Raw genomic sequence first — 12,785 nt, 5'->3', positions numbered from 1 at the left:
AAATATCATGAGTACATCTAAGAATTATGCCGGAATTTCCGATGAATTCGCACAACTTGAGAAATCGAAAATTATCTTGATACCTGTTCCTTATGACGGAACCAGTACTTGGGGTAAAGGAGCGGACAAAGGTCCGGAAGCTTTTTTAGAAGCTTCTGAAAACATGGAATTGTATGACATTGAAACCGATTCTGAGGTTTATAAACAAGGTATACACTTAACCGAGCCTATAACTGAGAACAGTTCGGCAGAGGCTGTGGTTAACGAAGTTCATGCTGTTACTAAAGACTTTATTAAACGTAACAAGTTTGTAACCCTTTTTGGAGGTGAACATTCAATTTCAATTGGCTCTATACGTGCCTTTAATGAATGTTTCGATAACTTAACGGTATTGCAAATAGATGCACATGCCGATTTAAGAGAATCGTATGAAGGTACCAAGTATAACCATGCTTGTGCTGTATATGAGGCAAGCCAGACTACCAATTTAGTTCAAGTAGGTATTCGTTCTATGGATGTTATTGAAAAGACGGTAATGGACGAAGAGAAAACGTTCTTCGCACATGATATGGTCAATGATGAATATTGGACAGATAAGGTGGTTGAAGCTATGACAGAAAACGTATTTATAACGTTTGATCTAGATGCTTTTGACCCTTCTATTATGCCTTCTACAGGTACTCCAGAACCAGGCGGATTGCTTTGGTACGAAACAATGGAATTCTTAAAGCAGGTTTTTGAAGAAAAGAATGTGGTAGGTTTCGATATTGTTGAACTATGCCCAAATAAAAATGATAAATCGTCAGATTTTTTGGCGGCAAAATTATATTACAAAATGCTCAGCTATAAATTTGCAGGGCAAGATTTTGAACAAGAGTATGATAATACTTTTGACATAGATTATAAAGCTAACACTAATTCAAAATTTGAAGATGACGAAGAATAAAGGTGCTATCACCAATTTTATAGAAAAATACTATTTACATTTCAATGCCGCTGCTTTAGTTGATGCTGCAAAAGGTTATGAAGAGCAATTAGAGAATGGTGCCAAAATGTTGGTGTCATTAGCTGGTGCTATGTCTACAGCTGAAATAGGTAAAATATTTGCAGAGGTTATTCGTCAAGATAAAGTGCAGATCATATCTTGTACAGGCGCAAACCTAGAGGAAGATATCATGAACTTGGTAGCACATTCTCATTACAAACGTGTGCCTAATTACAGAGATTTGACTCCGCAAGACGAGTGGGATCTGTTAGAGAAAGGGTTGAATAGAGTAACAGATACTTGTATTCCTGAAGAAGAAGCATTTAGAAGATTACAAGAGCATATTTTCAAAATTTGGAAAGATGCCGATGATAAAGGAGAGCGTTTTCTACCACATGAGTTCATGTACAAAATGTTACTTTCTGGAGTGCTTGAAGAGTATTACGAAATTGACCTTAAAGATTCGTGGATGTATGCTGCTGCAGAAAAGAACCTACCTATCATTTGCCCAGGTTGGGAAGATAGTACTATGGGTAACATTTTTGCTTCATATGTAATGAAAGGTGAGTTGAAAGCTAGTACTATGAAATCTGGTATCGAGTACATGACCTTCTTGGCAGATTGGTATACTGAAAATTCACAAGACGGAATCGGATTCTTCCAAATTGGTGGTGGTATCGCAGGTGATTTCCCTATTTGTGTAGTACCGATGTTATATCAAGATATGGAACGTACAGACACTCCTTTCTGGAGCTATTTCTGCCAAATAAGTGATAGTACAACTAGTTATGGTTCTTACTCGGGTGCAGTGCCTAACGAGAAAATAACCTGGGGTAAATTAGATATTAATACGCCTAAATTTATAATTGAGAGTGATGCGACAATTGTTGCACCTTTAATTTTTGCTTACCTATTAGACATGTAATTATGGACAAGAACGCACATTTAAACAGAGTCATTGTGGACTTTAAAAAATTGACGCCAGAGGTTCTTAAACTTTTGGTAGACAGATATCCAGATGGGTATGATGATCGTAATATCATCTCTTTCAGAAATGGACAAGGAGAACGTATCGAAGCAGTTGAGGTTTTAACTGAAGACACCAAATATTTGGTAAAAATCAGTGCCAAGCTTGAGTATACAATGGAAAATTATGATGTGGATGATTATGAAGATTTCGATGATGATGATCCAACAGCAGTAGTTGAGCCAGATCCTGAAGATATGGTCGATGGTACAGACGAAGATTAATTCTTCTAATACACTACTAAGATTGCATATTTAAATTCCGGCTTGCTTCTAGTAGGTCGGATAAATAAATCACACATAAAAATTAAACTAAATATCGTTGTGCTTACAACAGATAAATGAAAATTGACGAAATTGAAAATATCGAATTAAAGTTTTTAGATCTTGATGATTATCAAGAGCTAAAAACAGCTATGATTTCTGCTTATGCCAACATGCCTGGTTCATATTGGAAAGAGGAACATATAAAATCTTTAATCGATAAATTTCCAGAGGGTCAGGTAGTTATCAAAATTAATGGGCAAATAGCTGGCGTAGCGTTGTCTATAATTGTTGACTATGATTCTTTTGATGATACCCATACCTACGAACAAATTACCGGTAAGTACAGTTTCGATACGCATAATGATGAAGGCGATGTGCTTTATGGTATAGAAGTTTTTATAAAACCAAGTTTTAGAGGTTTACGTTTAGGGCGTCGTTTGTATGATTACAGAAAAGAACTTTGCGAGAAGTTGAACTTAAAGAGTATCGTATTTGGTGGTCGTATGCCTAACTATCATTCACATGCCGCAGAACTTTCGCCAAAAGAATATATTGCTAAGGTTCGTCGTAAAGAAATTCATGACCCGGTACTGAGTTTTCAAATCAGTAACGACTTTCATCCTGCTAAAGTAATGAAAGGGTATTTAGATGGTGATAAAGCTTCTCAAGACTTTGCTATTCTTATGGAGTGGGATAATATCTATTATCAAAAACCTAATAAAAAGGCGGCTACCAAAAAATCAATTGTTCGTTTAGGGTTGATTCAATGGCAAATGCGCCCTTATAAAGACTTAGAGGAACTTTTACAACAAGCGGAATTTTTTATAGATTCTGTTTCTGGTTATAGGTCCGATTTTGCGCTATTTCCAGAATTTTTTAATGCTCCCTTAATGGCAGGTAACAATCATATGTCTACAGCCGATGCTATAAGAGAGCTGGCTAAACATACTCAAGCCATAGTTCAGAAATTTTCTGAATTTTCCATTTCTTATAACATCAACATTATTTCTGGCAGTATGCCTGAAATGATAGATGGGCGCCTTTATAATGTAGGTTATTTATGCAGGCGCGATGGTAGTATGGAGCGCTATGAAAAATTGCATGTGACTCCAGATGAAGCAAAGGTTTGGGGAATGCAAGGTGGTACGCAGTTAAAGACTTTTGATACTGATTGTGGTAAAATAGGGGTTTTGATTTGTTATGATTCTGAATTTCCTGAATTAAGTAGGTTATTAGCGGATGATGGTATGGATATTTTGTTCGTACCTTTCTTGACCGATACACAAAATGGATATTCTAGAGTACGCCATTGTGCTCAGGCTCGTGCAATCGAAAATGAATGTTATGTAGCCATTGCTGGTAGTGTAGGTAACTTGCCAAATGTTGAGAATATGGATATTCAATTTGCCCAGTCGATGGTTTTTACACCGTGTGATTTCTCTTTTCCAACCAATGGTATTAAGGCAGAAGCTACCCCAAATACAGAAATGATTTTAATCGCAGATGTGGATATAGACTTATTGCGAGAGCTTAATCAATTTGGCGCGGTACGCAATTTAAAAGATAGAAGAACAGATTTATTTGAGTTAAAAAAGAAATAATAAAAACTCCGTCATTATAACAGGAGCTAAAAAAAACAATAAAATTGGATAATTTACAGATTATAGGTAGTGAAGAGTGGTGTGTGTTTAATGATTTGGGTATACCTGCGATTAAAGCAAGAGTAGATTCAGGTGCTAAAACATCTTCCATACAAGCTACCAATATTAAAATGGTATCAAAAGGTGGTCAAGAATGGGTGAAATTTGAGGTGAGTCCGCTACAAGAAAACCGCAGTATTGCTATTGAATGCGAAGCAAAACTAGTAGCTCGCCGTATGGTAAAAAGTTCATCGGGTATATCTGAAGAGCGTTTGGTCATCAAAACACCAGTTACTATGGGTGATGATACTTTTGAAATAGAGGTTACTTTGGCAAATAGAGATACGATGGAGTTTCGTATGCTATTAGGTAGAGAAGCTTTAAATGAACGTTTTATTGTAAACCCTGCTGTAAATTATCAATTGCATTCATTTGAAGATAGTGATGTAAACAAATTATACGCTCCTTATTTTAAAGAAAAAACGGGACTGAAGATTGCACTTTTAGCAAGTAATCCTAATTTGTACAGTAATAAAAGAATCATGGAAGCTGCCGAGGCTAGAGGGCATGAAATACATTTCTTAAATGTAGAACAGGCCTATATGAAGCTTGATGCGCATTCTCCTGAAATTAGATATCGTGGTGGTATTATTCTTAAAGATTATGATGCGGTTATTCCACGTATTAAACCTTCAGTTACTTTTTACGGTTGTGCATTAATCCGTCAATTTAATAACTTGGGTGTGTATTGTCAAAACTCATCTGAAGCAATTACGCAGTCTAGAGATAAGCTGTTCGCTTCTCAGTTGTTTTCTAATAATGATATTCATATTCCTATTACAGGATTTGCAAAATCACCGATGGATACCAAAGATTTGATCAAAATGGTTAATGGTGCTCCGTTAATTATTAAGCTTCTAGAAAGCACACAAGGTAAAGGTGTTGTTCTTGCAGAAACAAATAAGGCTGCAGAAAGTGTTATTAATGCCTTTAAGAGTGTAAACACCAATATTTTGGTACAAGAGTTTATTAAAGAAGCAAACGGGCAGGATATTCGTTGTTTCGTGGTAAACGGCAGAGTAGTGGCTAGTATGCAACGCCAAGCTCAAAAAGGAGAATTTAGGGCTAATATTCACCAAGGTGGTATTGCTTCTATTATTAAAATTACTGCAGACGAGAAGAAGCTAGCTTTAAAAGCAGCCAAAGTATTGAACCTTGCTGTTGCGGGTGTAGATATTATACGTTCTAATAAAGGACCATTATTGTTGGAAGTAAACTCATCGCCAGGTTTAGAAGGTATAGAAAATGCTACAGGTAAAGACATCGCCAATGCTATGATTATGGCAATTGAAAAGCGATTGAAGTTTATCAACTAAGTTCTAATTTTAAGAATTGTAAATACAAAAAAGAGGTTACCTGAAAAGGTAACCTCTTTTAATTTTATTAGTTGAACCTTGAAAGTGGTTCGGGCATAATTTATAGGATTATCCCATAAACATTAAACTCGATATAATAGCCCAAATACCAAGACCAATAGCTGCTATTCCAAATTTGCCTTGTAATGGTGCAAGTTTGGCTTTTAGCTCTTCTCCTTTTTTCATCGCTTCTGCATTTTTAGATAAAAGCATTTCTTGAATCATGCCATAACCTAATAAGAAGCCTAATACTGCAGTAACAATACTAACAGCAATCCAAGTAATCCACCAAATTGGAAAACTACCAAGCATACCAAGGTTTAATACTGCGCTAATGATACCCCAGATACCCCAGATACAGAAAATTAGTCCGATCCAACCTTGATAAGGTGTTATTTTGTCTAATAGCTCTTTTGCATTTGGTTTTTTTGATAAAAGCAATGAAGGCACTGCTAATATTCCAAGAATAATTAATGTAAGTCCGTAAATCATAATTTTAAATTTTAGGTTGGTTTCCTGTGAATAACGGTAATTTATACTATAAAGTATAAAATCGAAAAACAAGAATGCCAAAAACGAGCTAATGTTCCGTTTTTAACTACTCCTTTATATTTTCTAACATTACTTGCGTCGTTTTTTGAAGGTCGAATTCAGCTTTCCAGCCCCAGTCGTTTTGTGCTGTAGTATCATCAATACTGCATGGCCATGAATTTGCGATTTCTTGTCTAAAATCTGGTTTGCAGGCTATTTTAAATTTAGGTAGCACGACCTTAATGTTTTCTGCCATTTCTTTGGGCGTAAAACTCATTGCCGCCAAATTATAGGCAGAACGTTCTTTAATGTTCTCTTTTGGTGCTTCCATTATCTGTAAAGTGGCACGTATGGCATCGTCCATGAACATCATAGGTAATTTAGTGTCCGCTTCTAGAAAACAAGTATAAGAGCCTTCCGTAAGAGCTTTGTGGTAGATTTCTACGGCATAATCTGTTGTTCCGCCACCTGGCATGGTCTTCCAACTAATAAGTCCCGGGTAACGAATGCTTCTTACATCCACATTAAACTTATTAAAATAGTATTCGCACCAGCGTTCTCCGCTTTGCTTGCTTATGCCATATACGGTACTAGGTTCCATAATGGTGTTTTGAGGAGTATCTTCTTTGGGAGTATTCGGACCGAAAACAGCAATACTCGATGGCCAGAAAATCTTTTCTATTTTTTTGTCTTTTGCTAAATTCAATACATTGAAAAGCGTATTCATATTTAGGTTCCATGCACGCATGGGGAATTTTTCTGCTGTAGCACTCAACATCGCCGCCATTAGGTAGACCTCAGAGATATCGTAATAGGCGATTACCTCTTCTAAGGCATCGTAATTAGTTGCATCTAAAATTTCAAAAGGTCCAGATTGCATTAATTCATCGTTACCTTCTCTAATATCGCTGGCGATAACATGTTCGTTACCGTGTTTTTCTCTTAGGGTTAAGGTTAGTTCTGTTCCTATTTGACCACAGGCCCCAATAATCAATATGTATTTTGACATTAAAATTTGCGTTAAATGAATTTGAGATAAAGATACCTTTTCTTAAAATTTGTACATTCGCTTATGTCCAAAATTATCTTTTTTTTATTAATCGTTACACTAGTTACTTCTTGTAAAGATGCTGCACAAGAGAATACTACTATTCGAGAAACTCGTTGGGAAGAAACAACAGATAGCCTGTCTACTAAAATTCGAGTCGATGCTAAAGCACAGAATATCTTAAAAGACTGGCTAGAGTATAATACCTTAGAAAAGAGTTTTGATAAAATTTATACTTCTGAAAATATTGAAGATTTTCAGTTTGTGGTAGATGAGTTAGTAGAGAATCAAAAACTAATGGAAGATGGCGAGTATCCAGAAAAATTCAACATTCCGCAGATAAAAGGCAGACAGAAATTATTTAAAACCTATGTCTTAAAAACTAAGGGTGATTTGGAGTATATGCAAAATCCGAAGGAATCTATGAAACAAATGATTACTGCTTATAACGATTTAAGAAACCAATTTAATGTAGTAGTCAATAATACCTTGCCAGATGAATTACTTAAAAATAAAGACAATTAATCTAGTTCGATAAGCTGCTTAATGCACAAATGAAGGTTTCTGAATGATAGAAATTTTGAAGGGGATTAGAAAGCGGTATACTGTTTATTATTAATAACTGTACCAACTGATTTGCTCTTAAAAGCGCTTAAAAATAAATCAACAAAAAAGGCGAATCTGTAAGATTCGCCTTTTTTATTTCAATAATAATATACTATTATTTTTTCTCTTCAGGAGCTTCTTTTCTTGAAGTCAGAGCTTGTTTGCTCATACTAGCCAAGTTGAAATTAGGGTCAATTGCCAATGCCTCGTCTAAAGTAGCGATTGCTTGATCAATATTATTCTTATCCATACCATATTGAATAAGTGCTTTTACATGAATAAAGGCAGCTTTTAAAGGAACTTCGTAAGGTTGTTGGCGTTCATAGAATGCATATTTCATGTCATCTGTAGCATTTTTAATACCATATTCAACATGTTTCATAGCACCTAAGTTGTCACCGGTTTGTACTTTCAAATCTGCCAATTCATAGGCAAGGTATGCATTTGGCTCTCTCGCATTTAATGCTTCAAATTGCTCTAAGGCTCTTTTTGGCTGATTCATGGCTTTTAATGAAACCGCTTTTACTTGAATGGCTAAATTAGAATCAGAATCTACTTTTTCGATTCCGAGAATGTTTAAAGCTTGTAAATGTTGATTGTCATTTGCATAAATATAGGCAAGGGTATCATTACATTGTTGAGATGGAGATAAGATATTTAAGTGTGTTAATGCATTGATTACACCATCAACATCGCCCTGTAAACGCATTTGATCATAAAATGCTTCGTAATGCTTTAGTAATTCTGATTTTGTCTGTGAATATCCATAACTACCTGATAATAATACTGCAGCTACAACTATTAAAACTGATTTTTTCATCTTTCTTGTTCTTTTTAAAGTGCGCTAAACTATTAAATTAATCTGTATGATCCTGTTAAGGAAAGGTTTAAATCTTAGAAATGAAAAAGGCGCCCTACAAGGCGCCTTTTTTAAACTTCAATAGTTTTTAAATTCTTAAGCTAATTCTAATCTGTTATTAGATTTTTTAAAAGAATTTAAAAGCTGTGTATAAAAGCCAATACTCTTATTGTCTTTTTCAACACATGAAATTAGAAAGTTACACAAGTTGTTAAATAATAAGTTTGTGTAAAATGTTGGTAAATAAGTATTTACCGTTTTAGGGTCATACAGGCTATCGTCTTCTATAACTTCCATTTTAATTCTATGGCGGTGATAGTCTATAGTTACATTTGTTGCATTATAGTATTTTTTCAATAATGCAATATGTAGTTCTTCGTACTTTTTAGAACCGTTTGGGTTCTTGCAACTTAGGGAGATGAGCTTCTCTAATTCAACTAAAACCCTCTCCCGTAATTTATCTTTCTTCATAATATTATGGTTTTATATTGTTAAACAAAGGTATGTCATACGTCGATAAGTAGTTGAAAGCCAACAATATATTAACGCCGTTTTTAGGTATTTGTTGTGAAAGGTAAGCTAAGTGTGGTGAAGGGTTAATTTATAGATGTAAGAAAGTTATAGTCATTAATAAGAAAAATACTACAAAACGATATTAATTTTTGATTTTTACCTGTTGCGGAGTATTTTGGCGCAGGTATGCCTCTTTTTTCTGCTTGTAACGTATAATATTCTTTTTTCGTTGGATGCTCAGGGTATACTGCATTCAACACATCATTATAATGGTCGCTTTCAATAATCCTTTTTATAATGCCAATGCAATCATCTAAATGAATCAGATTGACGGGTGCGTCCCCACCACTAAGGTTTTCTCTGCCCGACAACATAGTCACGGGGTGTCTGTTTGGTCCAATTAATCCGCCAAATCGAATAATCGTTGTATTTAATTTTTTATCGTTTTTTAAAAGGTCTTCGCATTGTACTAATTGTATGCCAGATTCAGTGGTGGGTTGAGGTGCCGTTTTCTCGGTTACGATACCTTCTGCATCACCATAAACAGCAGTGCTACTTGCAAAAATGATGTTTTTTACTGCTGACTTTTTAATAGCATCGTGCAGTAATTTAATCTTTGCGATGTAACTTTCTTTAGGACCTTTTCCTCTTAATTTCGGAGGAATATTTATAACAAGCACCGAAACCGAATCAAGAAATGCATTGATATCACCATTAATTTTATTTTCAGATAAAGCCATTTTGAACGGAGTGATACCTTTTTCTTTTAGGGTCGATATTTTCTCATCAGAAGTAGAAGTTCCATTAACAGTATAACCACTAGCAATTAAACTTTCAGCTAATGGTAAGCCTAGCCATCCACAACCTATAACGCCGATTTTCTTAGTCAAATTTTACTTTTTGTATAGTTAATATAGCATCGTTCAACACAAATGGCATTGGTATTTGATTTTCTTTTCGCTTTGGTATCGAGAATAACCCATTTTCAAGTAAATCATTAGAAGCTTCATAAACCGTAAGTTCCAAATCTTGATCTTGCGGAACTTCTAGGGTAATATCCGTATAATTTTTATCGCTTATGTAATGGGTAATCAGCCTACCGCTATTTCTGTTTTTAAGAAAATGCTCAGATAGTTCAATGCCATTTACATCTGCCTTTTGAATATCAACAGCATTGGTGAAAACCTCTAAACGATTTATAGGTCGATTCGGAGTAATGCATAAACGAACTGTGCGAATGTTATTTGCAATAGTATCTAGTTGCACCTCAATTGTTGGTTTTGGTACATTCTTTAACGGAGCTTCATTTGTAAACGTAAAATTAGAACCGTATTTGCTGCTAATGGTCTTTTTAGAAAGTAGCGTGTCCGCTACTTTTTTGGTGATGTATTGCGAAGTCCAGTCAGATGGGCGATGTTCGTAAGTTGCCCACTTTGCTTTATTCTCATCAGTATCTAAAACATATAATAAACTAGTAGGTTTTGGTCTATCATTTGTAAAACCAGAATGCATATGTGCAGATGCCATAAAGCCGGCAAATAATAAGAAACTTAGAAATGCCAAAGCGCCTTTTTTTCTGTATTTGGTAATCAATGGTAGTAATAAAAAGAAGATTAATGTCGTCAATAGGGTAGTGGCTACCAACATTTTTAAACCTAAACCAACAGGAAACATTTTTACGAATGGTGCGAATATGAAAATGGCTGGAATACCAAGAAATACAAGTAAAAATGCATTCGGATTCTTTTGGTTGATATGCACGTAAAAGGCAACCAAAAAGCTGTATACTGGTATAATAAAAAATGCGGCACCTTGTAAATACACCGCTACTAGTGCGCAAATGATAATCCATATAATAAATGGGGCAACCAGTAAATTTGCCGTTTTAATCACTTTAAATTTATAATAGGCGTAGAAACAAGTGCCCAAAGAAAATAATGTGAAGGCAAATATATACGCGTGACCGTTATAGGTAAAACCATGTAGAATATCATTATATGCTGGGTATACCCATTTTAAAAATTGCCAACTAAAGAACCCTAACACTCCGTTAACCACCAATGTGAAGAGTACGGGGATAAATCCTTTTATAATATCTTTTCCATTCAGCACTTTTTTTCTGAAACCAGAGATTAATAGGATGATGAAAAAGAGAATGGCTATAACAAGCATGGGCATGATCCAAGTAAACGGATATGACACCATTTTAAAGAAGGGCACATTGAAATATACATTATCATCAAGGCTTTTTAAGTTGGTGATATCAGCATTGCTGAAATAGCTTAATAATGGCATTAGGTAGCTACCTTGGTGAGCCAATGTATTTCTGTCTAATCTTTCATAATTATCTATTTGCGTATGGTAATCGAAATGGTCATCAATAAATGCAAAGTTGAAACCCTCTACATCACCATCTTCTCTAAATACGGTTAAATCGGTATCATTGGGTAACATTTTATAAATGCTATAGGCAAGTGAATTTGCTACAGGGAACTCAGGATTTGCAGCTATAAATTCAGAAATCAATTTGCTGTTCCCTCTATTGGTCTCCATCAACATATAACTTGGTCCGCCACTGCCACGAGCTTCAAAGTTCAAGACTAAGCCAACATCTTTCAACCATTCGTGTTTATCAACAAATAAATCGGCACCGTTGAGACCTAACTCTTCAGCATCAGATATGAGAATGATAATATCATTTTTAGGGGTAACATTGGTTTTCAAGAAAGCTCTTATGCCCTCTAAAATTGTAGCGACACCACTACCTGCATCACTAGCACCTAATGAAGAATGCGGATTACTATCATAGTGACTTAATAATAATAACGCTTTGCCCGATTCGCTACCTTTAATGCGTGCCAATACATTTTCGGCTTTGCTCAAATTACCCCAATCGCCAGCGGTGTAGCCTTCTTGTAAAGAAGTTTCTAAACCTAATTTTTGAAGTTCTTCGGTAATATAATTGCGAACGGTAGTGTGTGCAGGAAATCCAACGCCATGTGGTTCTTTCGATATTTCTTTTACATGTTGTAAGGCTCTATCTGTAGAAAACTCAGTTTCTACGACCGTTTCGCCCTCATTATATTGTGGTAGTAACACTCTAAAACTCCAATATGTGGCAAGGATAATAAGAAGTAAAGTTAATACGGTTGGTGTTTTTCTCATGATTATGATATTCTTTAAAAAAGTCCTAAAATACTGAGTATAAATAGGTATACATCGAAAAATATTAGTAAAATTCGTTTTATTTGTTATCTTTAGTAATCAACCTCTAAATAAACTATCATGGGAATCAAAAGCTTTCAAGGTGTTCGAAAAGTATTTAAAAAGGAATTTGAAGCCCCAATATTGGTCGCTGATTATATGACCACTAAGTTAATCACTTTTTCGCCAGATGATTCAATTTTAGCCGTAATGGAGAAATTTGCCAAACATCATATATCTGGTGGACCGGTTTTAGATAATAACGGATTTCTGGTCGGGATCATTTCTGAAGCAGATTGTATGAAGCAGATTTCTGAAAGTCGCTATTTTAATCAACCTATTTTAGATAAGAGTGTAGAGAATTTCATGACAAAGTCGGTAGAAACGATTCCTCATGATATTTCAATTTTTGATGCAGCAGGTATTTTTGCACAACATAATAGAAGAAGACTACCAGTAATGAAAAACGGAATATTGGTAGGGCAAATAAGTAGAAAAGATATCGTTGTGGCAGCACTTAAATTAAGTGGTCATAATTGGAAATAGATTTTTATTAAGTACAAAGTAAGAAGTACAAAGTAAGAAGTACAAAGTAAGAAGTACAAAGTAAGAAGTACAAAGTAAGAAGTTAACTCATAAAAAAAGTCTCCTAAAAGGAGACTTTTTTATATAATGTTTACAACCAACAACC

The 12,785-nt window shown here is 35.0% G+C and carries 13 protein-coding genes; 7 read left to right on the top strand and 6 right to left on the bottom strand.

Going from position 1 to position 12,785, the window contains the following annotated elements; translation table 11 throughout:
• Positions 1-7: 7 nt before the first annotated feature.
• The 5 genes from speB to rimK all read left to right on the top strand — a co-directional run bounded on the left by speB (position 8) and on the right by rimK (position 5,294).
• Positions 8-946 carry an agmatinase gene (gene speB, locus QSV08_RS14615; RefSeq protein ID WP_324024321.1) on the top strand — a complete coding sequence of 313 codons (939 nt, stop codon included), beginning with the start codon at positions 8-10 and terminating at the stop codon, positions 944-946.
• Positions 933-1,910 carry a deoxyhypusine synthase family protein gene (locus QSV08_RS14610; RefSeq protein ID WP_324024319.1) on the top strand — a complete coding sequence of 326 codons (978 nt, stop codon included), beginning with the start codon at positions 933-935 and terminating at the stop codon, positions 1,908-1,910. Before speB ends, QSV08_RS14610 begins: the two co-directional genes overlap by 14 nt.
• A 2-nt stretch (positions 1,911-1,912) precedes the next feature.
• Positions 1,913-2,236: a hypothetical protein gene (locus QSV08_RS14605; protein ID WP_324024317.1), complete on the top strand. Its 324-nt coding sequence runs from the start codon at positions 1,913-1,915 to the stop codon at positions 2,234-2,236.
• A 116-nt stretch (positions 2,237-2,352) separates the two neighbouring features.
• A complete protein-coding gene (locus QSV08_RS14600; RefSeq protein ID WP_324024315.1) occupies positions 2,353-3,879 on the top strand; it encodes a bifunctional GNAT family N-acetyltransferase/carbon-nitrogen hydrolase family protein in 1,527 nt (508 codons plus the stop codon).
• Positions 3,880-3,923: 44 nt separating this feature from the next.
• A complete protein-coding gene (gene rimK / locus QSV08_RS14595; protein ID WP_324024313.1) occupies positions 3,924-5,294 on the top strand; it encodes a 30S ribosomal protein S6--L-glutamate ligase in 1,371 nt (456 codons plus the stop codon).
• A gap of 108 nt (positions 5,295-5,402) precedes the next feature.
• Here the strand turns inward: rimK and QSV08_RS14590 are convergent, their stop codons facing one another.
• Together QSV08_RS14590 and QSV08_RS14585 are read right to left on the bottom strand one after the other, a co-directional pair.
• The gene (locus tag QSV08_RS14590) at positions 5,403-5,825 is read right to left on the bottom strand and encodes a hypothetical protein (protein ID WP_324024311.1); all 423 of its coding nucleotides are present in this window, start codon (positions 5,823-5,825) and stop codon (positions 5,403-5,405) included.
• A gap of 106 nt (positions 5,826-5,931) precedes the next feature.
• Positions 5,932-6,873, bottom strand: a complete 942-nt coding sequence (locus QSV08_RS14585; protein WP_324024309.1) for an NAD-dependent epimerase/dehydratase family protein — start codon at positions 6,871-6,873, stop codon at positions 5,932-5,934.
• A 63-nt stretch (positions 6,874-6,936) separates the two neighbouring features.
• Between QSV08_RS14585 and QSV08_RS14580 the strand changes: the two genes are divergently transcribed.
• Positions 6,937-7,437 (top strand): hypothetical protein, encoded by a 501-nt coding sequence (locus QSV08_RS14580; protein ID WP_324024307.1) that lies wholly within the window; start codon positions 6,937-6,939, stop codon positions 7,435-7,437.
• A gap of 196 nt (positions 7,438-7,633) precedes the next feature.
• On the opposite strand, the gene QSV08_RS14575 is transcribed toward QSV08_RS14580, so the two are convergent.
• From QSV08_RS14575 to QSV08_RS14560, 4 genes are all read right to left on the bottom strand, one after another.
• On the bottom strand, positions 7,634-8,338 hold the full coding sequence (locus QSV08_RS14575) for a tetratricopeptide repeat protein (protein WP_324024305.1): 705 nt from the start codon (positions 8,336-8,338) through the stop codon (positions 7,634-7,636).
• Positions 8,339-8,473: 135 nt separating this feature from the next.
• Positions 8,474-8,848: a hypothetical protein gene (locus tag QSV08_RS14570; RefSeq protein ID WP_324024303.1), complete on the bottom strand. Its 375-nt coding sequence runs from the start codon at positions 8,846-8,848 to the stop codon at positions 8,474-8,476.
• Positions 8,849-8,973: 125 nt separating this feature from the next.
• The gene (locus QSV08_RS14565) at positions 8,974-9,780 is read right to left on the bottom strand and encodes an SDR family oxidoreductase (RefSeq protein ID WP_324024301.1); all 807 of its coding nucleotides are present in this window, start codon (positions 9,778-9,780) and stop codon (positions 8,974-8,976) included.
• On the bottom strand, positions 9,773-12,055 hold the full coding sequence (locus QSV08_RS14560) for a M28 family peptidase (protein ID WP_324024300.1): 2,283 nt from the start codon (positions 12,053-12,055) through the stop codon (positions 9,773-9,775). Before QSV08_RS14560 ends, QSV08_RS14565 begins: the two co-directional genes overlap by 8 nt.
• 120 nt (positions 12,056-12,175) lie before the next feature.
• On the opposite strand from QSV08_RS14560, the gene QSV08_RS14555 reads away from it, so the two are divergent.
• Complete coding sequence (locus QSV08_RS14555; protein WP_036151428.1) at positions 12,176-12,640, top strand: CBS domain-containing protein; 465 nt, start codon at positions 12,176-12,178, stop codon at positions 12,638-12,640.
• Positions 12,641-12,785 lie beyond the last annotated feature (145 nt).

It is taken from the genome of Maribacter sp. BPC-D8 (assembly GCF_035207705.1).
Classification (GTDB): Bacteria; Bacteroidota; Bacteroidia; order Flavobacteriales; family Flavobacteriaceae; genus Maribacter.
The sequence above is the reverse complement of the archived record's forward strand: the minus strand, read 5'-3'. Positions and strand labels throughout refer to the sequence as shown.